Genomic DNA, 24,112 nt, shown 5'->3' with positions numbered 1-24,112 from the left:
ACGAACATGGACAGAATACCCCTACCCCCGATGAGACACCCGCTGATCGCGATCCTGCGCGGCCTTAAACCGGAGGAGGCGGAAAGCGTGGTTGGGATACTCATCGAGACCGGCTTCACGGCAATCGAGATCCCGCTGAATTCACCGGAACCCTTTCGCTCCATCGAGATGGCCGTCAATATGGCTCCCGCCGGCTGCCTGATCGGCGCCGGTACGGTGTTGAGGACGGACCAGGTGGAACGCCTCGCCGATGTGGGCGGGAGGCTGATGGTGAGCCCCAATGTCGAGCCCGCGGTTATCCGGCTTGCTGCAACGAAAGGCATGGTGACGATGCCCGGCGTTTTCACGCCGACGGAGGCGCTGTCGGCGACCGCCGCCGGAGCCAGCGGCCTGAAGTTCTTTCCGGCGAGCGTGCTCGGCCCTGCCGGCATCGCGGCCATCCGGGCGGTGCTGCCCGGCGATATCGAGATCGCGGCGGTCGGCGGCGTATCGGAAGTCAACTTCGCCGACTATGCAGCGATCGGGATCCGCAGCTTCGGACTGGGTTCGAGCCTCTATAAACCCGGCATGAGCGCCGCGCAGGTGCGGCAACGGGCCGTTGCGACGCTCGCAGCCTACGATGCCGTTTATGGAGGCAAGAAGTGATCGACCTCATTCCCTTTTCCGGCCGCATCCTCTCAGATTCCGCGGCTGAACTCGGTGAAGGCCCCACCTTCGATCCCGGCACCGGCACGGCCTGGTGGTTCAATATAACAGGCCGGGAGCTGCATGAGCTTCATCTCGAAAGCGGACGACGGAAGGCGATCCATCCCCTTCCCTTCCTCGGCAGCGTCCTTGCCGTGATCGATCCCCTGCGGCAGCTGATCGCCTCCGATCAGGGCCTTTTCCTGCGCGACACCGAAAGCGCAAGGCTCAGCCATTTCGCTACGCTGGAAGAAAAGCCGGGCAACCGTTCCAACGACGGACGCGTCCATCCCTGCGGCGCCCTCTGGATCGGCACGATGGGAAGGAAGGCCGAGAAGCACGCGGGCGCGATCTACCATGTAGCCGGCAGCCGCGTCACCAAGCTCTTCGGCAATATCACTATTCCGAACGCGATCTGCTTCTCTCCGGACGGGGCCACCGCCTACTTCACCGACACCGACGTCAACCATCTGATGCGTGTGGACCTGGATCCGGAGACCGCGCTTCCGACCGGCGACCCGGTGCTGCTTTCGGACGAGAGCACAAACCCGGGCGGGGTCGATGGCGCCGTCTGCGATGCCGACGGGTTGATCTGGAACGCACGCTGGGGTGCGAGTTCCGTGGAGGTCTATAAACCCGACGGACAGAAGGTTGCCCGCTACGCCGTGCCAACGGCGCAGCCGAGCTGCCCGGCCTTTGTCGGCGCCAGGGCCGAAAGGCTTCTGGTGACCTCGGCCTGGCAGGGCATGAATGACGCCGCACGGGCAGCCGACCCGCATGCCGGAAACACCTTCGAGCTCGGCATCGAGGTCAAAGGGCGTTTCGAGCCTGCATTCCGACTCTAGGTTTCTCCGCCGTTCAACAAAGTCTGGCGTCATGCCGGCGAAAAATCATACAATTGCTCCATGGCGCTGACTCGCGGTGGGAAGGAGTGCTCGAATGAGCGACAAGAAAAAAGAATTGAGGAGCCGCCACTGGTACGGCGGCACGCACAAGGACGGCTTCATTCATCGGTCATGGATGAAGAACCAGGGGTTTCCGGATCATGTTTTCGACGGCCGGCCGATCATCGGCATATGTAACACCTGGTCGGAGCTCACGCCCTGCAACAGCCATCTGCGCATTCTCGCCGAAGGTGTGAAGCGCGGCGTCTGGGAAGCGGGGGGCTTTCCGGTCGAGTTTCCCGTGTCGTCGCTCGGGGAGACGCAGATGCGTCCGACCGCCATGCTCTTCCGCAATCTGCTCGCAATGGATGTCGAAGAGGCGATCCGGGCCTATGGCATCGACGGCGTCGTGCTGCTCGGCGGCTGCGACAAGACCACCCCGGGCCAGTTGATGGGGGCCGCCTCGGTGGACCTGCCGACGATCGTCGTTTCCTCCGGCCCGATGCTGAACGGCAAGTGGAAGGGAAAGGATATCGGCTCGGGCACGGATGTCTGGAAGTTTTCGGAAGCCGTACGCGCCGGCGAGATGAGCCTGCAGGAATTCATGGCCGCCGAAAGCGGCATGTCGCGCTCGCCGGGGGTCTGCATGACCATGGGCACGGCCACGACAATGGCGTCGATCGTGGAGGCCATGGGCCTGTCGCTGCCGACCAATGCCGCCCTGCCAGCGGTGGATGCGCGCCGCATGGCGCTCTCGCACATGACCGGCAAGCGCATCGTCGAGATGGTGCATGAGGACCTAAGGCTATCCAAGGTGCTGACCCGAGAGAACTTCGAGAACGGCATCATCGCCAATGCCGCGGTTGGCGGATCGACCAACGCCGTCGTCCACATGCTGGCGATCGCCGGGCGCGCAGGTATCGACCTCTGTCTCGAAGATTTCGACCGCGTCGGCGGTCAGGTGCCCTGCATCGTCAACTGCATGCCATCGGGCAAGTACCTGATCGAAGATCTCGCCTATGCGGGCGGCCTGCCGGCGGTGATGAATCGCATCCAGCACCTGCTCCATGCCGACGCGCCGACGGTTTTCGGCGTTCCGATCAGCAAGTACTGGGAGGGCGCGGAGGTCTATAATGACGACGTCATCCGCCCGTTCGACAACCCGCTGCGCGCGGCCGCCGGCATTCGCGTGCTCAAGGGCAATCTGGCGCCCAACGGCGCGGTCATCAAGCCGTCGGCAGCAAGCGAGCACCTGCTCGCCCACGAGGGCCCGGCCTATGTCTTCGAGACGATCGAAGACCTCCGGACCAAGTTCGACGACCCCGACCTGCCGGTCACCGAAGACACGATTCTCGTCCTCAAGGGTTGCGGGCCGAAGGGCTATCCCGGCATGGCAGAGGTCGGCAACATGCCGATCCCGCGCAGGCTCGTCGAGAAGGGCGTGCGCGACATGGTGCGCATCTCGGATGCGCGCATGTCCGGCACCGCCTTCGGCACCGTCGTTCTCCATGTGAGCCCCGAAGCCAATGCAGGAGGCCCCCTGGCGATCGTCAGGACCGGCGACCGGATTCGCCTCGACGCCATGAAGGGCGAACTGAACCTGCTCGTCAGCGAGGAAGAACTCGCCGCCCGCCTGGCGGCTTGGCAGCCACCCGAACAGAAATGGCAGCGTGGCTATTACAAACTCTATCACGATACCGTGCTGCAGGCCGACAGGGGCGCGGATCTCGATTTCCTCGTCGGCAAGAGCGGCAGCGAGGTTCTTCGCGAAAGTCACTGAGCGTCTCCAGGAAATGCTCCAGATCACCATGATTTCAGGCCGGATCGGCCTGAAATCATCACTCTGGAGAACCGACTCTTATGCGATTTCCCATACGCCGCGTGTTTTCCGAGCATGCGGCCTCGTTGCTGTTTTGGGTGAGCATGCATGAAGCCTGCACCAGCCGGCTTTCGGCGTTCACGTTTTTTGGAACAGTTTGCGCTGCCGGGCGTTGCTTGAGTGTCATCGGCGCAGCATCCCTCGCCCAACTTGAGGCTGCGCCTGGATCACGGTGTTTCACTGTGATCGATACCAAAGTGCCAGAGCGGGATGGGGCGGAAAATCAGCTTTCCTTGTCTCGCGCTGGTCGACAACGTCAACGAAAGGCAGTCTGACATGAAAGAGAGACTTATATCTTCCGTTGCCGCTGGCGCGCTTCTCGTGGGCGTTGCCGTTGCCCCGATGAGCTTCGCACAGCAAACCACGACGCCGCCGGCACCGGCACCTGAAACCCAGACCATGGAACCGGCCCCGGCTACACCGCCGGCCGCCGATGAGCAGGCCCAGACGCCGGATACGGCCGACACAACGACCGATATGGCGGCTGGCGACGCCAGCTACCTGACCGAGCAGGCGGACAATCAGATTTCCGCAAACACCTATATCGGACAGTCCGTCTACAACGCCAGCGATGAAAGCATCGGCGAGATCAACGACCTGATCATCGAGAAGGAAGGCGGCATCGCTGCTGCCATAGTCGGCGTCGGTGGCTTCCTCGGTATCGGGGAAAAGAACGTCGCCGTTCCGTTCGACAAGATCACGGTTGCCGATCAGCCGGATTCGGACGACATCAAGCTGACGACCATGGAAACGGCCGACTCGCTGAAGGCGGCACCGGAGTTCAAGACGAAATCGCAGCTGATGGCCGAGCGCAACGCCAATCAGCCGGTCGATACGTCGACCACTTCGGCAACGGGGACCACACCGGCCCCGGCGCCTGCAGAACCTGCTCCGCAGCAGTAAGCCGCAGGCTGTGATAACGGACCAAAGGAGCGGCGCCCGGAGCGCCGCTTTTTGTTGTCAGGTGGAGGAATTGAACAGCGGCTGAGATCGTTTCCTTGCCAAACTTGAAACAGTGAACCGGCCTCACAGTCTGAACTTCGCCTTGCGGAAAACCGCTGCTCGGTTTTCTGCTAATACCACGCGTCGGCCATGCTGTTCTTGCGTTGCGCGACATAGTCGTTCAGCGCTTCGTCTACCGCCGCATCCAAGGGTGGCGCCACGTATTCGGCAAGCGTCTTCTTCCAGCTCCTGTTGGCACGAAGGGCCATGTCGGTCTCACCCTGCTCTACCCATTTCTCGAAGGGTTCGTTGTCGGAAAGGGCGCTGTCCCAGAAAGCCGTCTGGTAGTTGCGCATCGTATGCCCGCAGCCCAGGAAGTGGCTGCCCGGACCGACCTCGAGGAAGGCATCCATGGCAAGCGTGTTGTCGTCGACCACGACACCGGCGAGATAGGAATGCAGCGCACCGCAGAAATCCAGGTCCATCATGAATTTTTCGTAGGACATGGCCAGCAGCCCGTCGGCGAAGCCAGCCGAATGCAGCACGAAATTGGCGCCGCAATGCACGGCTGACAGCATCGACATGACGCCCTCCTGCATCGCCTGCGCATCCGGCCGCTTCGAATTGGAGAAATTCCCGGCGCAGCGCAGCGGCAGGCCAAGCCGGCGCGCGAGCTGGCCGATGACCATGCTGCCGATCGCCGGCTCCGGCGTGCCGAAGGTCGGCGAGCCCGAGCGGAGCGACATCGAGGAAAGAAAGTTGCCGAATATGACAGGCGCGCCCTTGCGTTCGAGCTGCGTCAGCGCACAGCCGGCGAGCGTCTCGGCATAGGATTGCGCGATTGCCCCCGCATTGGTGACCGGCCCCATCGCGCCGCCGAGGATGAACGGCACGATCACCGCGGCCTGGTTGGCGCGGGCATAGGCACGCAGCGATTTCGTCATGGTGCCGTCCCAGACGAGCGGCGAGTTGACGTTTACGTTGCCGAGAATGACGCAGTGACTGTCGACGAAATCGGCACCGAAGAGAATGCGGGCCATTTCGATCGAATCCTCGGCACGTTCCTCCGAGGTAATCGATCCCATGAAAGCGCGATCGGAATATTTTATGTGGCTGTAGACCATGTCGAGATGGCGTTTGTTCACCGGCACGTCGACCGGTTCGCAGATGGTGCCGCCGGAGTGGTGCAGCCACGGGCTGGACTGGGCGAGCTTCACCAGATTGCGGAAGTCCTCGATGGTGCCGTAGCGCCTGCCCCTGTCCAGATCCATGACGAAGGGAGAACCGTAGGCCGGAGAGAACACTACGTTTCGGCCGCCGATCTCGACGCTGCGGATTGGATTGCGGGCGTGCTGCGTGAATTGCGACGGCGCCGAGCGGACGATCTCTTTCAACATGCCCGGTTCGAAGGTGACGCGAAGGCCTTCGATCTTCGCCCCCGCTCGTCGCCAGTGTTCGAGCGCCACCGGATCGTCGCGAAACTCTATGCCGACTTCGGCGAGAATGCGGTCTGCCACACGCTCGATCCGCTCCAGGTTCTCCTCGCCGAGGATGTCATAGGTCGGTATATTGCGGACGATGTAGGGGACGCCGAGATTTCTGCTGCCCTCGCGCCGCTGCGGTCGCGCGCCCCGTGTCCGTCTCGGCGCCTCGCCGGTTGCCTCCGCCAGTTCCATGATCAATCTCCCATCATTTGCAATGATGGTATTGACGAGAGAGCCTGTTGTAACGCAGGAAAAATTCGACGCATGATATAAGTGGTGCTTATGGAAAACCTGCGCCGTCTCCTCCCTTCGGCCGCAAGCCTCATCGTCTTCGAGGCTGCCGGCCGGCATCAGAACTTCACACGCGCCGCCAGTGAACTCGGAATGACGCAGGCGGCGGTGTCCTACGCCATTCGCGGCCTCGAGAACCAGCTGGGGGTGCCGCTCTTCCACCGGGTGCACCGGGCCGTCGAGTTGACGGAAGCCGGGGAGAGATTTCACGCGGATGTCTCGGTCGGCCTCGCGCGGATTCAGAAGTCGGCCGAAGACATCCGCGCCAAGGGGCGGGAGACCAACGTGACGCTGGCGGCCTCGACCGCGTTCGCCTCCATGTGGATGCTGCCGCGGCTCACCCGGCTGCGCGAAGATCTGCCGGAGATCGACCTGCGCATCCAGACCAGCGTGCGCGATCTCGATCTGGATGAGGAGCCGATCCCGCTCGGCATTCGCGGCGGTGACCCCGGCCATTGGCCGCGCTACCACGCGGCGGTGCTTGCCGATGAAGTCATTCAGGCCGTCGCGACACCGGCCTATGTCGAGACGCACGGACTGCCGGCAACGCCCGCGGAGCTCATCAGGCACAATCTCATCCATCTCGAGGAGCCGGTCAGGCGCGCCTGCGATTGGACCGAATGGTTCGCGAGCGCAGGGCTCGCCTATCCGACGCAGGGCAAGCGGCTCGCGATCAACGATTACGTGCTCGTGATCCAGGCGGTGCTGGCGGGAGAGGGTATCGCGCTTGGCTGGGAGCATCTGACCGCCCGGCAGATGCGCTCCGGCGCGCTGGTACCGGTGGGCGGGCATGTGCTGAGGACGGGTCAGGCCTTCTATGTCGTCTGGCCGCGGTCACGCGAGCTCAACAATCAGGCGCGCCGCATTCGCGACTGGCTTTTGAAGGAAGGGCAGCGCGACCGTTCGGAGAGCGACAGTGCAAGCGGGCATGAGGCGCTTCAGCGCACCGCCGCGATATCCCGATAGTGCTCTGAAAGGTAACGCAAGGTGGCATCGGCATCGGCGGGCTTGCCGTAGAAATAGCCCTGTCCCATGCCGCAGCCGAGTGCCTTGAGCTTCAGCACCTCGGATGAATGCTCGATGCCTTCGGCAACCACTGCGAGTTCGAGTCCCTCGCACATCGAAACGATCGCCTTGACAATATGTTCTGTGGCCCGGTCGGTCGAAATCCGCGAAACGAAGGTGCGGTCGATCTTCACCTTGTCCAGCGAAAAATCCCTGAGCCGCCCGAGGCTTGACTGACCCGTTCCGAAATCGTCGAGCGACACCCGTACGCCAGCCGACCTCAGTTCGGCGACGATTCTCTGGGCAATACCGGCGTCGGCCATTGCGGCGGTCTCGGTGATTTCGAGTTCGAGGCGCCGGGGGTCCAGGCCCACCTGAGCTACGATTGCCAAAAGCCGGGCGCTCGTCGCCGGATCCATCAATTGAACCGAGGACAGGTTGAAGGACAGGAAGAGTTCCTTCGGCCAGGACAGGGCCGCCCGGGCCGCCTTGCGCAGAAGCATCTCCGAAAGCGCGTCGATGAAACCACGCTCTTCGGCGAAGGGCACGAACACCGCCGGCGAGACATAGCCCAGGTCGGCGTCGCACCACCGCGCCAGCGCCTCGAAGCCCACCGGACGGTCGCTGCGCAGGTCGACGATCGGCTGAAAGTGGACATCGATCCCACCGGCGATAATCGCGTTACGCAGTGCCTGCTCAAGCTGCGTCGCGTGCTTCATCTCCTGTGCGATCTCCTGCGAATAGACGGTGATCTGGCCCCGGCCGCGCCGTTTGGAGCGGTAGAGAGCGGTGTCGGCGCTCTTCAACAGGTCGTCGAACGTGTCACCGGCAAAGGGATAGACAGCAAAGCCGAACGAAGCTGACAGCCGAACGTTCCGGTCGCCAAGCGCGAAGGGCGAGGAGAGCACGTCCTTGAGCATCTGGCCGCGCTTCTCCGCACCCCTTCGTTCGAAGACGAGCGGCAGGACGATGGCGAATTCGTCGTCAGCGGTCCGCGTCACCGTCGCGCCCTCGGGAACGCAGGCCTTCAGCCGGTGCGCCACCTGCCGCAGGATCTGATCGCCCGCCTCCGGCCCGAACAGATCGTTGATCGGCTTGAACCCATCCAGGTTGGCAAGACCGATGGTGAAGGGTGCAGGATCGCTTGCCCGCTCAGCGGCGAGAGCGCAGACGGTTTGCTTGAGGTGGCGTGCATCGCCGAGTTCGGTCAAGGGATCGACGAACGAAGCGCCATGCAGCTTGTCCCGGTTCGGCCGATCGAGTCCGAGCTCCTGCAATGTCATCGCGGTCTGCTCCTGACAGAACCCGAAGCGCGTGTCTCACCCCCCGGCAGGTGTTTGCGCAGGAGCATCTCGATCATATCCGGACTGACCGGCTTCATAATGTGGTCGTCCATCCCCGATATCCTGCAGTGCTCAAGGTCGATATCGAGCGCCTGCGCGGTCACGGCCACGATCGGGGTGCGACGGCCGGTGCGCTTCTCCGCCTCTCGAATGGCAATGGCGGCTTCGAAGCCGTTCATCACCGGCATGGACACGTCCATCAGAACCAGGGCAGGCTGGAGCTCCTGCCAGAGGTCCACGGCTTCTCTTCCATCGGCGGCTATCCGGTGGGAGATCCCGAGCCCCTCCAGGATCTGTGCGAAGACGAACTGGTTGACCTGGTTGTCCTCCGCGACGAGGACTTCCACCGTTGGCGCATGCGTCGCGGGCGCCAGATCGCGGTCGAGCGCAATCCCCCATCCGGACCGCGGCAACGGAAAACGTGCCCCCCGGGCGCAGACACGGAAAATCTCGGCAATGAGGACCGTCGCATCCATACCGCTCGAGATCTCGATCCATGTACAGGCACGCCAGGAGGCGAGAACGCGATGCTTCTGCGGAAGAGCTTCGTCGAGCAGAAGAAGATCGAGCTCCAATCCGCGGCTTTCGGCGGCGAGCGCAAAGGCGTCGAGTTCGTCGATATTGCGGACTGCACAGGCATCGAGCCCGCAGCCCCGCAGCCGCGCCACGACACACTCCTCCATTTGCGGGTCGGCGGTCGCCAGAAGCACGCGCAAGCTGCGCGCCGGCGGCACGTCGATCTTCACGCCGGCACCGACGAGTTGCTGCAAATCGAGCGACCGGAAAGGATCGTAGAAATTCTGCCCGGGCGTGAAGATGCTGTAGTCACGGATCTGCAGGCCGGTATCGCCGCCCCTTTGCGAGCCGTCGTACCAGACGGCGATATCGGTGACGTCGTTCATGCAGGTGACGACGAAATGGCGGCCGGGCAAGCCGACGCGATATTTGCGCGTCACGACCCATAGGTCGCTGCCGTCGGCGCGAACGATATGTTCCGCCTCCGAATGCGGCATGCCCGTCTCCAGGACGTGGCGATCCGATCGTTCGAAGTGCGCCGCAAGCTCCGCTTCCACGAGTTCCGAGGCGGAGCGTCCGAGCATGGCGTCCGGCCCGAGATCGTGGACGGCGCAAAAGGCGTCGTTCACCGCGACGTAGTTGAGATTGCGGTCCTTGACGCAGATGGGATTGGGCTGAGCATTGAGGATCTCTTCCGTCAGTGCGATCCGCTGGAGATCCGTCTGGATGTGCTCGTCGCGCTTCTTCTGTTCGGAGACATCGCTGACGGCAAGAATGCCGATGCCGCTCGACAGCCGTCGCTGACGCAGAGAGAGCCAACGCGTCCGGCCGGCCCGCTCGACATTCTCGTAGCGCTCCCGCCAGTGGAGCGCCATCTGCTCGGCGATCCAGTCTTCTCGGTTCGGCCGGTGCCGGCTGGACTCGGGCAAGGTTCCGGGGCGCACGCCCGTGTCGTAGACCGCGCCCAAAAAATCCCGCAGTCGCGTTCCAGGCACCAGCACGCCGGCGGGCACGGGGAAGAATTGCAGTATCGAGGCGCTCGCGAAGGTGATGGTGTCGTCCCGGCCAACAACGAGCAAGGCGGCGCCAAGCGTTTCGCCGCTTGCCTCGAGAATGATCCTGCTCATGTCTGCGCCGCCCGACGCCCCGTCGTTCATCGCGCTGCCCTCGTTCCCGCTCCAGCGCCAGCCGTCCTTGGACGAATAACGGGTGCTGTCGCTCTGACTGCTGAACGGCCTTTCCCCCGGGCCCGGTCACGGTCCGGCGAACCGATCAGCAGCGGTTTCATTTCGGGACATGCTGGCGGCCTTTGAGGCATCTCTTCGAAAAGGGATGCGGACGGCGTCCAGCAACGCCGCGGTGCTCCAGAGGCAAACCCGACGATCATTCAGGTTGCTGTGGAAAATTGCAGCAGAACGTTAAAGCCCAATTAAGTCGCGATGCTGCTTTTTGCGGGGGCCGGCGACAGCTGCGAAGAAGAGTAGCGCAGGGCCTTTCCTTCCCTCTCCGAATCCCGGAAAATAGGCCATGGCCATAAAGCAGCTTTCCGAAACGCTCATCAACCAGATCGCCGCCGGCGAAGTCATCGAACGACCGGCCAGTGCCGCGAAGGAATTGATCGAGAACGCGCTCGATGCGGGCGCGACGAGGATCGAGGTTGCGACCGCCGGAGGGGGCAAGACGCTCCTGAGGGTCACCGACAACGGTGTCGGCATGTCGCCGGCCGATCTCGAACTGGCGATCCGCCGCCATTGCACCTCCAAGCTCGATGACAGCCTTGCCGATATCCGAACGCTCGGCTTCCGCGGCGAGGCCCTGCCCTCGATCGGATCGGTGGCGCGCCTGTCGATCACCACGAGGACGGCGGAAGCACGTGAAGGAGCGGCGATCACGGTCACCGGCGGCAGGAGCGAACCCGTTCGCCCGTCGGCCGCCACTGTCGGCACCGTGGTCGAAGTGCGCGACCTTTTCTTCGCGACACCGGCGCGGCTGAAATTCATGAAGTCGGAAAAGGCCGAGGCGGCTGCGGTCTCTGAAGTCGTCCGGCGTATGGCGATCGCCTTTCCGAGAGTGCGTTTCGTGCTTTCCGGCTCCGATCGCACGACGCTCGAATTTCCGGCAACCGGCGACGACCGGCTGGCGCGGATGGCGCAAGTGCTCGGGCGGGACTTCCGCGAAAACGCCATCGAGATCGATGCCGAGCGCGAGGGTGCGCGGCTGACGGGCTTTGCCGGCGTGCCGACGTTCAACCGCGGCAATTCGCTTCAGCAATATGCCTTCGTCAACGGTCGCCCGGTCCAGGACAAGCTGATAATTTCCGCGATCCGCGCCGCCTATGCCGAGACCATCCCGCAGGGGCGCTACCCCATCGCGGTACTGTCGATCACGCTCGATTCGGCTCTCGTGGACGTGAACGTCCATCCGGCGAAATCCGATGTGCGCTTCCGCGATCCCGGCCTGATCCGCGGCTTGATCATCGGGGCCATCCGCGAGGCTCTGACGCGCGAGGGAGACCGGGCGGCAACGACCGGAGCGCACGGGCTGATGCGCGCCTTCCGACCCGAATTCCACCGGACGGACCGGCAAGGGCCGCAGGAACCCTGGACGGCAGCCGCCTCGCCCCATCGGCCGCTGCGCTTCGACGAGGCCGCGCGCGGTTTTGCAGAAGCACCCCAGGCGGCCTTCTCTGATTTCGCCCGGCCGTCGGCGCGCAGCGCTGCCGGCGCCGAAGAGGCGATGCGGACCACCGATGGACAGGCGGCGTCCTTCCCGCTCGGCGCCGCCCGCGCCCAACTCCACGAAAACTATATCGTCGCCCAGACCGACGACGGGCTCGTCATCGTCGACCAGCACGCCGCCCATGAGCGGCTCGTCTTCGAGACGATGCGAACGGCGCTCCACGCCCGCCCGGTGCCCGCGCAGGCGCTGCTGATCCCGGAGATCGTCGATCTGCCGGAAGACGATTGCGACCGGCTGATGGCGCATGCCGAGGAGTTCACGCGCCTCGGGCTGGCCATCGAGCGCTTCGGCCCCGCGGCGGTCGCCGTCCGCGAAACGCCGGCGATGCTCGGCGAGATGGACGCCGCCGGACTGGTGCGGCAGCTTGCCGACGAGCTTGCGGAATGGGACACGGCCAGCGGGCTTAACGGGCGGCTCGAATATCTGGCCGCCACCATGGCCTGCCACGGCTCAGTGCGCTCCGGCCGACGCTTGCGGACCGAGGAGATGAACGCCCTGCTTCGCCAGATGGAGGCGACGCCCGGCTCCGGGCAGTGCAACCATGGCCGGCCTACCTATATCGAGCTCAAGCTCGCCGACATCGAGCGGCTCTTCGGGCGGAGCTGAGAAACCTGCCGGAACCGTATTCCGAAACCGCTGGTTTTTTGCCGAGCGCCACGATAGATCAGGACGTTCACGAGAAGACGAGGCCCGTTCAGGCATGATGAACCGTTTTGAAGGAAGCTCCTCCCGGGAGGCGAAGATCCGCTATCTCGACGGAGACTTCCAAGTCGTACTTGCCGGCTCGCACGTGATCTGTGCGGTTACGGGCAAGCCCGTTCCGGTCGACGAACTGCGTTACTGGAGTGTCGCCCGCCAGGAAGCTTACGTGGATGCTGCCGCCTCGCTCGAGGCGGACCGACGCGCCGGCACCCTTCCGGGCCGGCGACCCTAAGGCGCTCCGGATTTGCTGAAAGTGCCCAGCTAGCCGGTCTTGCGCTCGCGCAATCGGCGGGCACGGGCGGAGGCAAGTGTCGCGTCGATGATCGCACCCGGCGCTGCCGGATCGTCGAAGCGCACCTCGATCTCGATCACGCGGCTTTTCGCCGCCAGTTCCCCTGCCCGTCCGTGTCCGGGCTCCAGGCGAACCATGTCCTTCGCCGTGGTCACCAGCGTATAGCCCTGGCTTGCGGCACGGTCGATCAGATCGGCAATCTCGTCTTCGGAGAAATGGTGGTGATCCGGGAAGGTCCTGATTTCTTCGATCACCGCGCCGGTCTCGCGAACGGTCTTGAAGAACTTGTCCGGATCGGCAATTCCGGCCCAGGCAAGGACCTTGACGCCGTCGAGCGACCCCGCGTCCGTGCGGACCGTTTCGGCCACATAAACGGGCTTGCCGGCCCGGGCCGCCCGGCGCACGAGTGGATCGGCGGCGGAACCGTGGCCGAGTTTCAGGAGAGCGTTGGCATGGCGCAGCTGATTGCCGATCGGCGCCCGAACCGGGCCGGCAGGCACGAGATGGCCGTTGCCGATACCGCGGCCGGAATCGACCACGAGAAGGGCGAAATCGAAGACGAGCCGGGCGCTCTGGAATCCATCGTCCATGATGATGATGTCCACGCCTTCGGCGGCAAGCTTGCGTGCGCCATCCACCCGCCGCCGGCAGATCACGGTGAGTGCCTCGTGGGCAAGCAGCAGCGGCTCGTCGCCGACGTCGCGCGCGCGATGGTGCTCGGGGTCGACCACGGTCGTGACATCCAGCGATCCGCCATAGCCGCGGCTCAGGAAAGCCGGCTTCAGGCCCCGCGCCCTGGCGGCACGCGCGATCGCGATCGCCGTCGGGGTCTTTCCGGCTCCGCCGACGGTGAAGTTGCCGATGCAGATCAGCGGCACGGCGGAGGTCGCCCGGCGCGCCCGGTCCATGCGCATCCCGGCGATCCGGCCGTAAACCCAGGAAAAGGGCCAAAGAGCATAGGCGCGCCAGTCGGCCTTGGTCCACCAGAACGGGGGCGCTTCTGAAACCATCTGTACCCGTAATATCCGTGCGGCCGCTCCTGCACCTCAGGGGCAGGACGGGCAAATCCAGAACTTTCCGCCGCAGGCATCGGCCGTAAGCGGTGTGACCGGCGACAAAGAACGTCAGAACGGAGAAAAAGGCAAGCCGATCACGCCGTAAGCACCGCTTCCAGTTCGGTGATGTCGGCGAGGCAGTGGTCGGAAGCAGCGGCAAGCGACTGGCGCGATCCGGTGCCGGTCAGAACGGCAACCGTCATGCCGGCGCCGGCGCTGCGGCCCATATGCATGTCGTGATTGTTGTCGCCCACCACGGCCACCTGGTCGGGCGCAAGCCCCGTTGCGGCACAAAACCCGAGCACCATGCCGGGCTCCGGCTTTGTCCCATAGCCGCTGTCGTAACCGGCGACGTAATGCAGGTAGTTCTCGAAGCCGAAGCGTTTCGCCGTCTCGCGGATCGAGCGCTCGTTGTCGCTCGAGGCAACGCCGAGCCGGTAACCTTTCGCGTGCAATCCGGCAAAAAAGGACGCGAGATCGGTCACGGGCACGGCATAATGCGCAGACTGCGCAAAGAGGCCGTCGAACAGCGCCGTCAGTTCTTCCACGGTGAATGGCGCGCCGGCGCCGACCATGCCTGTGGCAATCTCCACCGTATTGCCGGCGGCAAGCAGGCTGTCGGGAACCACATGGCCGGTGTCGGGATCCATGCCGCAGGCGTGAAGGAGGACGCGCGCGAGGTTCTCGTCGTCCCTGGCGGCGATCCGCGCCAGCTCGTAATTCACCGGCACCCAGCTCTTCGCATAGTCGAGAAGGGTGCCGTCCTTGTCGAACAATATGCCGGCGATCGGCTTCGTTGCGGGCATGGTTCCGTCCACAAATCGGGCCATCAGACTTCCGGGCGCGGCTCCAGCCGCGCCTTCACCACCAGCGGGTTGATGTAAGGCTCAAGACCCTTCATCGTTGCCGTCAGCGCGCCCCGCATCTGTTGCACGGTTTCAAGTCCGGCATCGATCATCGAGCGACGCATGTCGTCGTTGGCGAGCAGGTAGTTGACCCCCTTGGCGAGCATCTCGGTGTCGCGCACGATCTTGGCGCTGCCGTTCTTGGCGAGCATCTGGTAGGTCTCGCGGAAATTCTGCACGTTGCCTCCCGAAAGCACCGCGCAGCCGAGCATGGCCGGCTCCAGCGGGTTCTGTCCGCCCTCGGCGAAAAGCGAACGTCCGACGAAAGTGACTTCAGTCAGCCTGAGATAGAGTCCCATCTCGCCGATCGTATCGCCGAGGAAGATGTCGACCTCCGGAGTAAGCGGATCGCCGCGCGTGCGGCGCGCGACCTTCATCCCCTTCGCAACCAATGCAGCCTCGACGGCATCGCAACGCTCCGGATGGCGAGGGACAATGATCGTCAGCAGACCCGTTCTCTGCTTCAGGGCCTGATGAACGGTTCCGGCAGCATCCTCTTCCCCCTCGAAGGTCGAGATCGCGGCCCAGGTCTTGCGCGCACCGATCTGCTGACGATATTCGCGCAGGTCCCGCGGATCGTGCGGCGGCGCCTCGTTGTCCACCTTGAGATTGCCGGAGACGGTGACCGGAAGCGCACCAAGCGTTCGGAAACGCTCCGCATCGACATCGGACTGGGCGATGACGAGCGCGAGATTTTCGAAGAGAGCATCGGCGAGCGACGGCCGCCGCTTCCATCGGGCGAAGGTCCGGTCCGAAAGCCGGCCATTGACCAGGACTTGCGGAATATGGCGCCTGCCGAGCTCGATGATCGTCATCGGCCAGATTTCCGATTCGGCGATGATCGCCAGATCCGGTTGCCAAAATTCCAGGAACCGGCTCACCGCCGGCTTGAAATCGAGCGGCACATATTGGTGCACGACGGCCGAGCCCAGCCGCTCTGCAGCGACCCGTGCCGAGGTCGTCGTACCGGTGGTCAGCACAACGGCGATGCCGCGGCGGCGGATCTCCTTGATCAGCGGAGTGACTGCATTCGTCTCTCCGACGCTGGCGGCGTGGAACCAGACGAGCGGCCCCTGCGGCCGCGGCGCGCTGGCATAGCCATAGCGTTCGCGCCGGCGCGCCGGGTCCTCCTTGCCCTTCGCAGCGCGCAGCGCAAGATAGGACCAGAAGAAGGGATAGATGGCAGTTCCGAGCCAGCGATAGCCGGAAAGCGCCAGTTTTGCCCGCACGCTGCTCATGAACGCCCGTCCTCAGCTGCGTCCGACGCCGACGGCATTACTTGTTTTCCGGATCGAGCAGGCGATGCATATGGACGATGAAATAGCGCATATGCGCATTGTCGACGGTCATCTGGGCCTTGGCCTTCCAGGCCACGTGCGCGCTCTCATAGTCCGGGAAGATGCCGACGATATCCAGATTTTCGAGGTCGCGAAACTGCACGCCGGTGAGCGTCTCCAGTTCGCCGCCGAAGACGAGGTGCAGCCGTTGTTTCTTCTCGGAGTCGTGAGCCATCGGAATTCCATCTGTGTTCTTATTGGTGTGGAGTTGGTTTGCGGCATTCGCCCCTAAAGGTCAATGGGGCTCAAGCGGCCTGGAGGCGGCGAGCAATGCCGGCAGCGCCGTTCCCGAGGCTGCTCCCAGAACGCCGTGAGTGACCGTCGGGCGATTGTAGGACAAGGGCTCGCCATCGAGACTGCGAAGCGCCCCGCCGGCGCGCGACAGAATGAGGTCGGCGGCCGCCAAATCCCAATCGTGCGAGTTCCGCTTGACGATCGTGCCGTCGATGCGGCCATCCGCGATCATCGCGAGACGATAGGCGAGCGACGGCACATGCGACACCCGCATCAGCGTGTTGCGATAGGGCAATGCCAGCCTGCCCATCACATCCTCGGCCGCCGCCACCTTCAGCACCGCGCCGGATGCCGCCTCCCGCACGGCAATCGCCTTGCCGTTCTTCCGCGCTTCGCCATCGGTGGTCGCCTGGAATATCTCGCCGAGGGAAGGCGCATAGAGAACACCGGCCACCGGCTGGCCCCGGTGGACGATGGCAACGCTGACGCACCAGAGATCCTTGCCGGCGATGAAGGCCCGGGTACCGTCGATGGGATCGACGACAAAGACGGTCTCGCGAATGAGGCGGCTTTCGTCGTCGTCGGTCTCCTCCGAAAGCCAGCCGTAGTCCGGCCGTGCCGCGAGCAGCCGCCCCTTGAGGATGTCGTTGGCAGCGAGATCGGCCTCGCTCACGGGGGAACGGCCCTCATTCTTCCAGCGAACGTCCAACGTCTTGCGGAAATAGCCGAGCGCCGTATCGCCCGCCGCGACCGCGGCAGCGAGAATGAGTTCGAGGTCCTCGTCCCAGGCCGGGACGATCGAAAGGGCTGTATCTGACATCCAAATCCTTACATGCGGCGCTTTAGGACCTGTGGACACTTATGGATAGGGATTTGACGGCCCAAATTTCGAGGGACTTTCGCGGAAAATCCGGCGCCGCAGGCCGTCCGCCTGCAAGCCGGATTTTTCGCGACAAGGCACCGCAATATGGGCCGCCCGAAGGGTTTTGCACAAATCGCCCACTGCCGGCGCCTTTTCCCTTGCAAAGGGGGCAACCCTTTGCTGCGGAAAAATCCTTGGCATTGACCGATTTGTGCAAAATCAAACCCCTATCCATAAGTGTCCACAGGTCCTAGTGCAACGCGCCGCCCACATTCATGTTCCGGCAAGCGTCATGCCTTCGATCGCAAGCGTCGGCGCGGCGATGCCGAACTTCCTGTCGATGTCATCGGCCGGCGTCAGCGCCATGAACATCTGCTTGAGGTTGGAGGCGATCGTGACCTCGGAAACGGGATAGCGGATTTCCCCGTTTTCGATCCAGAAACCGGACGCGCCGCGGCTATACTCGCCGGTCACCATGTTGACGCCCTGGCCGATGAGTTCGGTAACATAGAAGCCGGTGCCGATGCCGCGGATCAGGTCGTCGCGAGAGATGGAGCCGGGCTCGAGTGCGAGATTGGTCGATGCCGGGTTGACCGACGGACCGCCGCGAACGCCGCGCCCGTTGGTTTCCAGGCCGAGCTCCCTGGCCGCGGACGTGGACAGGAACCAATGGCGCAGCACGCCATCCTCGACCATCGACAGTTTCGAGCCGCTGACCCCCTCCCCGTCGAAGGGACGCGAGGAGGCACCGCGGACGATCAATGGATCGTCGGTGACGGCAATGCCCGATTTCATGATCTGCTTGCCCATCATGTCGCGCAGGAAGCTCGTCTTGCGGGCGACCGACGCGCCGTTGATGGCACCCGCAAGATGCGCGACGAAGCCGCGTGCGATGCGCGGGTCGAAAACGACCGTCACGTTCTTCTGCGTCGCGACGCGGCGGGGGTTGACACGCGCTGCCGCCCGCTCGCCGGCGACGCGGCCGATGTCCTCGGCCGCGCGGAGCTCGTCGAAATAGAGGCTGCTGTCGAAATCGTAGTCGCGCTCCATTTTGGTGCCTTCGCCGGCGATCGCGCTCACGGAGCGGCCGAAACGGGTGGCCATGTAGGAGCCGGAAAAACCATGGGAGGTGACGAGCACCAGCCCGCCCATGCCGGCCGATGCGCCGGCCCCGCTCGAATTGGTGACGCCGGAAACCGAAAGGGCGGCCTCTTCGGCGGCAAGCGCCGCCTCCGCGAGCGCTTCGGTCGATACGTCCCGGTCGTCGAAGAGTTCGAGATCCGGATAGGACTTCGCCAGGCGGTCAGCGTCGGCGAGCGACGCGTAAGGGTCCTCCGGCGAAGCCTTCGCCATCGCCACGGCGCGCTCTGCCAGAAGCGTCAGGTCGAAGCCCGGATTGGCGGAAACGCTGGCGACCCGCCGCCCGACAAAGACCCTGAGCGAGAAATCGTCGCTCTCGGAGGCCTCCGTCGCTTCGACCTTGCCGAGCCGCACCGAAACGGAGCGCGAGCGGCCACGCACCACCACGGCATCTGCGGCATCCGCGCCGGCGCGTCGGGCCCGATCGACAAGCTCGGCGGCGCGTTGCTCGAGGACGGCGGAATCGATCGTCTCAGACATGATTTTGGCCTTTCATTCCTGTCCCATTTATTGTGCACTGAAGCATGCATCAAGGGCATCATCGTGATTCCCGCCCCAGCAGCAAAAATGATATCCGGCCGACCATGCCCTCTCCTACGGGCGCCCCGGCCGTTATAGCGGAAGCACCGAGCATGGAAACGACGACGATAATCTATTCGCAGGCGCTCATGCTGCTTGGCGGCGCCGTGATCGCGGCGCCGCTGTTCAAGCGTCTCGGGCTCGGCACCATCCTCGGCTATCTCGCCGCCGGCATCCTGATCGGGCCCGTCGCCCAACAAATCACGGAGGGCGAAGAGATCCTGCATGTCTCGGAACTCGGCGTCGTCTTCCTGCTGTTCATCATCGGCCTCGAGCTGAAACCGTCCCGGCTGTGGCAGATGCGGCGCGACATCTTCGGTCTCGGCACCGCGCAGGTCGTGATCACCGGCCTCGTTCTTTCCTTCCTGATCGCCTTCAGCGGCCTTATCGAAGGTGCAGGCAGCGTCGTTGCCGGCTTCGGGCTGGCGCTTTCTTCCACGGCATTCGCCATGCAGATCCTGGAGGAGAACAACGATACCAACACGCGCTATGGCCAGCGTGCCTTCTCCATTCTCCTGCTCCAGGACCTGGCGATCGTTCCCCTGCTTGCGATCATTCCGCTGATGGCGGCGCAAGCGCCGGAGGATACGACCACGCCGCTCGAGGACTTCGCAATCGCAATCGCTGCCGTCGCAGCGCTTTTCGCCGCCGGCCGCTATCTTCTCAATCCGCTCTTCCAGATGATCGCGCGCACAGGGGCGCGCGATGTCATGATCGCAGCCGCGCTTCTCGTCGTCATGGGCGCGGCGACGATGATGCAACTCGCCGGTCTTTCGATGGCCATGGGCGCCTTCCTCGCCGGCGTATTGTTGGCGGAATCGTCCTATCGTCACGAACTGGAAGCCGATATCGAACCTTTCCGCGGCATCCTCCAGGCGCTCTTCTTCATGGCGGTCGGCCTGTCCCTCGAGCTCCAGGTCGTAGCGGAGAACCTGCTGAGCATCATCATCGCGGTTCCGGTATTGATGCTGGTAAAGAGTCTCGTCCTTTACGGGCTTTGCCGGGCAGCCGGCTCACGCCACAACGACGCCGTCCGCATCGGTCTGCTTCTTCCGCAGGGCGGTGAATTCGGTTTCGTGCTCTTCACCGCAGCCGCTGTGGCCGGCGTCTTCTCGCAAGCCACTTCCTCGCTGCTCGTTGCCATCGTCACGCTCTCTATGGCGCTGACACCCGTGGCGGCGATCCTCTCCAGGAGGCTAATGCATGAACAGGATGAAATGGCCGAGGAGATCCAAGAGGATTTCGAGGGCGCCGGCGCCGACGTGCTGATGATAGGGTTTTCGCGCTTCGCCCAGATCGCTTCGCAGATCCTGCTCGCTGGCGGCCGCGACGTTACGATCATCGACCATTCAGCGGCGCGCGTGCGTCAGGCGGCGACATTCGGTTTCCGCATCTATTTCGGCGACGGCACGCGCCTCGACGTCTTGAGGGCCGCCGGGATCGAAAAGGCAAAGATCGTCGCCGTATGTACGCAGAAGAAAGAGGTCACGGACAGGATCATCGATCTCGTCCATGCGGAATACCCGAATGCCCGCATCTTCGCGCGCTCCTACGACCGCCTGCACACGCTGGAACTGCGCGCGCGGGGTGTCGATTACGAATTGCGCGAAACCTTCGAGTCGGGCCTGCTTTTCGGCCGCAAGACGCTCGAGGCGCTCGGCGTGAACGGCGACGAAGCCATCGGAATCATGGACGACATCCGCCGCCGCGACGAGGCAAGGCTGGTACTCCAGGAAGCGGAGGGCATCACCGCCGGCCGCCACATGCTGCACTCAAGACCCGTTCGGCCCGAACCCCTGGTCAAGCCGAAGCGTGAGGTCACCCATTCCGCCGATGCTCTGGCGGATCTTGCCGAGGGGAACGAGGCGCTGGAGAAGGCGGAGTGATATTCGAGTGAGGGATACGGTCGGGACCGGCAGGCGGATGAGAGGCGGCTGCGGAACCCGTGCCGGGTTATATCCCCTTCCTCCATTGATCGATGCGCTCTGCCAGTGCGCGCTTCACCTCGTCCTTGGTCCCGCTGGTGGCTGCAAGCAATTCCTGTGCGCGCAGGAAATCGAGCACGCGGTACCGCCCGATATCGGGGCGCAGAAGAATATCCGGTGCGCCGGCCTGCATCTTCATGGTGATGATAGACTGCATCATCAGCTGGGTTGCGCCGAAAAGGCTGTCGATACGGCTCGGGATCGCCCTGCCGTCCCCATCCGGTCCGCCGACGACATCGACGGCGACAACGATGTCTGCCAGCCCGCGCAAGTGATCGAAGGGAATCGGATTGTAGATGCCGCCGTCGATCATCACTCGGTCGTCGATCGTCACAGGCATGAAGACCGCCGGCAGGGCGCAGGAGGCAGCAAGCGCCTTATGGAGGTCGCCGCTTTCGCAGACCCGCTCCTTCTGTCCGTAATAGTCCGTGACGATGATTTTCAGGGGAAGGACCAGATCGGAGAAGCGAACGGGCACCGCCTCGGGCAGGAAGGCGTTCAGCACGCGCTCGATATTGAACTGACCGAAGCGGAAGCCGCTCGCCACAGCCTCGGCAAGACTGGTGGGCCTCAATCGCCAGAGCCGGTTGAGCACCTCCCCGCGCCGGCCGACGGTCGAAAGCACATGTTCCCGGATTTCCTTCCCCCTCATGCCGGCTGCCACGCCCGCGCCCATGAGCGCGCCGATCGACGAACCGGCGACCACTACCGGCCGGAGCCCCATCTCATCAAGCGCCTCGATGACGTGGATGTGGGCGAGGCCGCGCGCACCGCCTCCGCCAAGGGCAAGAGCGATGGTCGGCTCCCCCTCGCTTCCTGCGGCTCTGCGTGTCGTGGATAGGTTCTGGTCCATCGGGGCCCTCCCGTCACCGGCCATCCTGCACGACGGACAGGCCGAGATCACGTGGAATCTGAGTCCTCCGGGCCGACGTTGCGCCGTTCTCAGACGCCGCGAAAGCGAAGGAAATGCATGAGCGTGTCTCCGAAGGCGCGTTCATCAATCGGTTCGAAGCTTCCGGAAAATTGCGGCCGGACGTCCGCGCGCTCCTCCAGGATTGCAAGGGCACCGGGAACGAGCCAACCGCCGCGGGCAGCCGCCGTCAGAGCGCGTTCGCCAAGGCCCTTGCCGTAGGGCGGATCTGCAAACACCAGATGAAACGGTTCCATCGTCCCGACCGGCCCGAGATCGGTCGCGTCGCGGCGAAAGATCTTGGCCCGCCCCTGAAGGCCGAGTGCTTCGATATTGATGCGCAGCAGCCCGCGCCCCTCGACGCCCTGTTCGACGAAGAGGCCCTGCCGGCAACCGCGCGACAGCGCCTCGAGCCCGACGGCCCCCGTCCCGGCGAAAAGATCGAGAACGCGCGTTCCGTCAAGCGCCTCGGGATAGGCGTGGCTCAGGATGTTGAACAGACTCTCGCGCGTCCGGTCCGTGGTCGGGCGGATATCGTTCGACTTCGGCGTGGCCAGCGTGCGGCCGCGGAATTCTCCACCGACGATGCGCACGGACGGCTATTTCCCCTTTCCCTGCGGTCCCCTGCCCGGCGGTTTGCCGCCACTCGGACGGCTCCCGGGCTTGCCGCCGCCCGGACGGCCGCCAGGCTTGCCTCCACCGGGTTTGCTGCCGGCGGGCTTCCCGGCCCGCGGGCCGGACGAGCGATTGGCGGCCGGCTTTCCCGTAACCGGTTTGCCGACAGCGTTCGCGCCTGGCCGGTCGCCGCCAAAGCGCTTCTTGCCGTCGCCGCGTGGCGGCCGGGCGCTCTCCTTGCGTCCGTCCGACGAGGCGCGGTCATCGGCCGGGCGGGCCGTTCGCTCACCATTGGGGCGCCGCGGCGGCCGGTCGCCATGGTCGCGGGATTTCCGCTCAGCGTTTTCGAGCGGGCGGCGCCTCTCGAAGCCGCCGGCGAGCGAGGTGTCCTTGCGCCCGGCGGATTTACCCGCCTTGCCCTTGCGCTCCGCATCGAAGCCTCCCGCCGCCTTTGCCGCGGCATCCTTCGGACGATCGCGGCGTTTGCCTTCGGCAGGCGCGCGCCGCGCCGCCTTCGGCGACAGCTCGTCCTCCGCAGCTTTCGGCTTCTTCTCGACAACCGGACGCGCACCTGGCGCCATCCAGACGTTGGAAGACCGGTTGCGCCGCACGGGCTGGCGCGCCGGTCGCTCCTCCGGCTTTCCGCGGCTGCGGCCACGTTCGTTCGGGCGACCATCGTCGCGGCGGGTGTCGAGCCGGGCAAGAGCACGCTCGCGTTTGTCCTCGGCCTTCTCGCGCTTGCCACCCCACTCCGCCTTACCGTGATCGGCGGGCTCCGCCTCAGGCTCGGCGGCAGCCGGCTGGTCGTTATAGATGGGCGCGTCGAAATTCGCCTTGGCGTCGGCGATCAGCCTCGGTCCGAGCTGTTCGCGCAGGGTGCGGCCGCGGATCTCCTGAACCTGGCCGATCGGCAGCTCGCCGAGCTGGAAGGGACCGTAGGAGATGCGGATCAGCCTGTTGACGTCGAGACCGAGCGCGCCAAGAACATTCTTGATCTCACGGTTCTTGCCTTCGCGCAGGCCCATGGTGATCCAGACGTTGGAACCCTGCACCCGATCCAGCGTCGCCTCGATCGCTCCGTAAAGAACGCCTTCGACCGCGATACCCTCTTTCAGCCGGTCGAGCGCCGCCTGATCGATCTCCCCGTGCGCCCGCACGCGGTAGCGGCGCAGCCAGCCCGTCGACGGCAGTTCGAGCACGCGGGCAAGCCCGCCGTCGTTCGTCAAGAGCAGCAGGCCTTCGGTATTGATGTCGAGACGCCCGACCGACAGTACCCGCGGCAGATCCTCGGGCAGGTTCTCGAAGACCGTCGGACGGCCTTCCGGATCGGCGTTGGTCGTCACGAGGCCGGCCGGCTTGTGATAGAGCCACAGACGCGTCCGTTCGATGCCGCGGATCGGGTGGCCGTCAACCTCGATCCTGTCGGCCAGCGTCGCATTGACGACCGGCGTGTCGAGCACGACGCCATTGAGGCTGACCCGCCCTTCCATGATCATCCGCTCGACGTCGCGCCGTGAGGCGACGCCCGCCCGCGAAAGGATTTTCGAGATGCGCTGGGGCTCGTCCGCACCGATCGGCGCGGCCGGACTGCTGCCGGTTGCCCGTGCCGAAGCCTTCTCGCCGGAATGAGGTTTCTTGTCGCGCCCCTTGGCCTTGCCGCCGGGCCTCGTGGGCTTGTCTTTGGATGTCATTTGTGTTGCCTGCCTTTTGCGGCTGTCCTATCAGGTCA

General features: G+C 64.4%; 20 protein-coding genes. 8 read left to right on the top strand and 12 right to left on the bottom strand.

The window, feature by feature from the left end; genetic code table 11:
• Positions 1 to 6 precede the first annotated feature (6 nt).
• The 4 genes from SINAR_RS0113820 (at position 7) to SINAR_RS0113805 (ending at position 4,350) form a co-directional block, all read left to right on the top strand.
• Positions 7 to 645, top strand: a complete 639-nt coding sequence (locus SINAR_RS0113820) for a 2-dehydro-3-deoxy-6-phosphogalactonate aldolase (RefSeq protein ID WP_027999643.1) — start codon at positions 7 to 9, stop codon at positions 643 to 645.
• Positions 642 to 1,529: an SMP-30/gluconolactonase/LRE family protein gene (locus tag SINAR_RS0113815; RefSeq protein WP_027999642.1), complete on the top strand. Its 888-nt coding sequence runs from the start codon at positions 642 to 644 to the stop codon at positions 1,527 to 1,529. Before SINAR_RS0113820 ends, SINAR_RS0113815 begins: the two co-directional genes overlap by 4 nt.
• Positions 1,530 to 1,623: 94 nt before the next feature.
• Positions 1,624 to 3,348, top strand: coding sequence for an IlvD/Edd family dehydratase (locus SINAR_RS0113810; protein ID WP_027999641.1), 1,725 nt, complete (start codon positions 1,624 to 1,626; stop codon positions 3,346 to 3,348).
• 375 nt (positions 3,349 to 3,723) lie between these two features.
• The gene (locus SINAR_RS0113805) at positions 3,724 to 4,350 is read left to right on the top strand and encodes a PRC-barrel domain-containing protein (protein WP_027999640.1); all 627 of its coding nucleotides are present in this window, start codon (positions 3,724 to 3,726) and stop codon (positions 4,348 to 4,350) included.
• Positions 4,351 to 4,520: 170 nt separating this feature from the next.
• Here SINAR_RS0113805 and SINAR_RS0113800 read toward each other — a convergent pair whose 3' ends face one another.
• A complete protein-coding gene (locus SINAR_RS0113800; protein WP_027999639.1) occupies positions 4,521 to 6,065 on the bottom strand; it encodes a trimethylamine methyltransferase family protein in 1,545 nt (514 codons plus the stop codon).
• 90 nt (positions 6,066 to 6,155) lie between these two features.
• Here SINAR_RS0113800 and SINAR_RS0113795 point away from each other — a divergent pair, with 90 nt between their 5' ends.
• Entirely contained in the window at positions 6,156 to 7,130 is a 975-nt protein-coding gene (locus tag SINAR_RS0113795) for a LysR substrate-binding domain-containing protein (protein WP_027999638.1), read from the top strand.
• On the opposite strand, the gene SINAR_RS0113790 is transcribed toward SINAR_RS0113795, so the two are convergent.
• Both SINAR_RS0113790 and SINAR_RS0113785 read right to left on the bottom strand, forming a co-directional pair.
• Positions 7,103 to 8,452 carry a putative bifunctional diguanylate cyclase/phosphodiesterase gene (locus SINAR_RS0113790; RefSeq protein WP_027999637.1) on the bottom strand — a complete coding sequence of 450 codons (1,350 nt, stop codon included), beginning with the start codon at positions 8,450 to 8,452 and terminating at the stop codon, positions 7,103 to 7,105. The genes SINAR_RS0113795 and SINAR_RS0113790 overlap by 28 nt on opposite strands.
• A complete protein-coding gene (locus SINAR_RS0113785; RefSeq protein WP_027999636.1) occupies positions 8,449 to 10,185 on the bottom strand; it encodes a response regulator in 1,737 nt (578 codons plus the stop codon). The genes SINAR_RS0113790 and SINAR_RS0113785 overlap by 4 nt, the downstream gene beginning before the upstream one ends.
• Before the next feature lie 370 nt (positions 10,186 to 10,555).
• Between SINAR_RS0113785 and mutL the strand changes: the two genes are divergently transcribed.
• Both mutL and SINAR_RS0113770 read left to right on the top strand, forming a co-directional pair.
• The gene (gene mutL / locus SINAR_RS0113775) at positions 10,556 to 12,373 is read left to right on the top strand and encodes a DNA mismatch repair endonuclease MutL (protein ID WP_027999635.1); all 1,818 of its coding nucleotides are present in this window, start codon (positions 10,556 to 10,558) and stop codon (positions 12,371 to 12,373) included.
• A 94-nt stretch (positions 12,374 to 12,467) separates the two neighbouring features.
• The gene (locus tag SINAR_RS0113770; protein ID WP_027999634.1) at positions 12,468 to 12,701 is read left to right on the top strand and encodes a DUF2093 domain-containing protein; all 234 of its coding nucleotides are present in this window, start codon (positions 12,468 to 12,470) and stop codon (positions 12,699 to 12,701) included.
• Between the two features lie 29 nt (positions 12,702 to 12,730).
• Here the strand turns inward: SINAR_RS0113770 and lpxK are convergent, their stop codons facing one another.
• The 6 genes from lpxK to SINAR_RS0113740 form a co-directional block, all read right to left on the bottom strand.
• The gene (gene lpxK / locus SINAR_RS0113765; protein WP_027999633.1) at positions 12,731 to 13,771 is read right to left on the bottom strand and encodes a tetraacyldisaccharide 4'-kinase; all 1,041 of its coding nucleotides are present in this window, start codon (positions 13,769 to 13,771) and stop codon (positions 12,731 to 12,733) included.
• Between the two features lie 140 nt (positions 13,772 to 13,911).
• On the bottom strand, positions 13,912 to 14,622 hold the full coding sequence (locus SINAR_RS0113760) for an HAD family hydrolase (RefSeq protein ID WP_027999632.1): 711 nt from the start codon (positions 14,620 to 14,622) through the stop codon (positions 13,912 to 13,914).
• A 23-nt stretch (positions 14,623 to 14,645) separates the two neighbouring features.
• Positions 14,646 to 15,959: a lipid IV(A) 3-deoxy-D-manno-octulosonic acid transferase gene (gene waaA / locus SINAR_RS0113755; protein ID WP_027999631.1), complete on the bottom strand. Its 1,314-nt coding sequence runs from the start codon at positions 15,957 to 15,959 to the stop codon at positions 14,646 to 14,648.
• 37 nt (positions 15,960 to 15,996) lie between these two features.
• The gene (locus SINAR_RS0113750; RefSeq protein ID WP_027999630.1) at positions 15,997 to 16,233 is read right to left on the bottom strand and encodes a DUF4170 domain-containing protein; all 237 of its coding nucleotides are present in this window, start codon (positions 16,231 to 16,233) and stop codon (positions 15,997 to 15,999) included.
• 60 nt (positions 16,234 to 16,293) lie between these two features.
• Positions 16,294 to 17,112, bottom strand: coding sequence for a 3'(2'),5'-bisphosphate nucleotidase CysQ (locus SINAR_RS0113745; RefSeq protein WP_027999629.1), 819 nt, complete (start codon positions 17,110 to 17,112; stop codon positions 16,294 to 16,296).
• Positions 17,113 to 17,427: 315 nt separating this feature from the next.
• Positions 17,428 to 18,774, bottom strand: a complete 1,347-nt coding sequence (locus tag SINAR_RS0113740) for a TldD/PmbA family protein (RefSeq protein ID WP_027999628.1) — start codon at positions 18,772 to 18,774, stop codon at positions 17,428 to 17,430.
• A gap of 152 nt (positions 18,775 to 18,926) precedes the next feature.
• On the opposite strand from SINAR_RS0113740, the gene SINAR_RS0113735 reads away from it, so the two are divergent.
• Entirely contained in the window at positions 18,927 to 20,759 is a 1,833-nt protein-coding gene (locus SINAR_RS0113735; protein WP_027999627.1) for a monovalent cation:proton antiporter-2 (CPA2) family protein, read from the top strand.
• Between the two features lie 67 nt (positions 20,760 to 20,826).
• On the opposite strand, the gene SINAR_RS0113730 is transcribed toward SINAR_RS0113735, so the two are convergent.
• The 3 genes from SINAR_RS0113730 to SINAR_RS0113720 form a co-directional block, all read right to left on the bottom strand.
• Complete coding sequence (locus SINAR_RS0113730; protein WP_027999626.1) at positions 20,827 to 21,711, bottom strand: patatin-like phospholipase family protein; 885 nt, start codon at positions 21,709 to 21,711, stop codon at positions 20,827 to 20,829.
• Between the two features lie 89 nt (positions 21,712 to 21,800).
• Entirely contained in the window at positions 21,801 to 22,361 is a 561-nt protein-coding gene (rsmD, locus tag SINAR_RS0113725; protein ID WP_027999625.1) for a 16S rRNA (guanine(966)-N(2))-methyltransferase RsmD, read from the bottom strand.
• A gap of 6 nt (positions 22,362 to 22,367) precedes the next feature.
• Entirely contained in the window at positions 22,368 to 24,074 is a 1,707-nt protein-coding gene (locus SINAR_RS0113720) for a pseudouridine synthase (RefSeq protein WP_027999624.1), read from the bottom strand.
• Between the last annotated feature and the right edge of the window lie 38 nt (positions 24,075 to 24,112).

The organism is Sinorhizobium arboris LMG 14919 (assembly GCF_000427465.1).
In the GTDB taxonomy this organism is placed as follows: Bacteria; Pseudomonadota; Alphaproteobacteria; order Rhizobiales; family Rhizobiaceae; genus Sinorhizobium; species Sinorhizobium arboris.
This window is presented reverse-complemented; position numbering and strand designations above follow the sequence as displayed.

Bases quoted from the DNA above. Each gene is read 5' to 3' on its own strand.
- SINAR_RS0113820 (WP_027999643.1), top strand. From the start codon at position 7: ATGGACAGAATACCCCTACCCCCGATGAGACACCCGCTGATCGCGATC.
- SINAR_RS0113810 (WP_027999641.1), top strand. From the start codon at position 1,624: ATGAGCGACAAGAAAAAAGAATTGAGGAGCCGCCACTGGTACGGCGGC.
- SINAR_RS0113805 (WP_027999640.1), top strand. From the start codon at position 3,724: ATGAAAGAGAGACTTATATCTTCCGTTGCCGCTGGCGCGCTTCTCGTG.
- SINAR_RS0113800 (WP_027999639.1), bottom strand. From the start codon at position 6,065: ATGGAACTGGCGGAGGCAACCGGCGAGGCGCCGAGACGGACACGGGGC.
- SINAR_RS0113795 (WP_027999638.1), top strand. From the start codon at position 6,156: ATGGAAAACCTGCGCCGTCTCCTCCCTTCGGCCGCAAGCCTCATCGTC.
- SINAR_RS0113790 (WP_027999637.1), bottom strand. From the start codon at position 8,452: ATGACATTGCAGGAGCTCGGACTCGATCGGCCGAACCGGGACAAGCTG.
- SINAR_RS0113785 (WP_027999636.1), bottom strand. From the start codon at position 10,185: ATGAACGACGGGGCGTCGGGCGGCGCAGACATGAGCAGGATCATTCTC.
- mutL (WP_027999635.1), top strand. From the start codon at position 10,556: ATGGCCATAAAGCAGCTTTCCGAAACGCTCATCAACCAGATCGCCGCC.
- SINAR_RS0113770 (WP_027999634.1), top strand. From the start codon at position 12,468: ATGATGAACCGTTTTGAAGGAAGCTCCTCCCGGGAGGCGAAGATCCGC.
- lpxK (WP_027999633.1), bottom strand. From the start codon at position 13,771: ATGGTTTCAGAAGCGCCCCCGTTCTGGTGGACCAAGGCCGACTGGCGC.
- SINAR_RS0113760 (WP_027999632.1), bottom strand. From the start codon at position 14,622: ATGCCCGCAACGAAGCCGATCGCCGGCATATTGTTCGACAAGGACGGC.
- waaA (WP_027999631.1), bottom strand. From the start codon at position 15,959: ATGAGCAGCGTGCGGGCAAAACTGGCGCTTTCCGGCTATCGCTGGCTC.
- SINAR_RS0113750 (WP_027999630.1), bottom strand. From the start codon at position 16,233: ATGGCTCACGACTCCGAGAAGAAACAACGGCTGCACCTCGTCTTCGGC.
- SINAR_RS0113745 (WP_027999629.1), bottom strand. From the start codon at position 17,112: ATGTCAGATACAGCCCTTTCGATCGTCCCGGCCTGGGACGAGGACCTC.
- SINAR_RS0113740 (WP_027999628.1), bottom strand. From the start codon at position 18,774: ATGTCTGAGACGATCGATTCCGCCGTCCTCGAGCAACGCGCCGCCGAG.
- SINAR_RS0113735 (WP_027999627.1), top strand. From the start codon at position 18,927: ATGGAAACGACGACGATAATCTATTCGCAGGCGCTCATGCTGCTTGGC.
- SINAR_RS0113730 (WP_027999626.1), bottom strand. From the start codon at position 21,711: ATGGACCAGAACCTATCCACGACACGCAGAGCCGCAGGAAGCGAGGGG.
- SINAR_RS0113720 (WP_027999624.1), bottom strand. From the start codon at position 24,074: ATGACATCCAAAGACAAGCCCACGAGGCCCGGCGGCAAGGCCAAGGGG.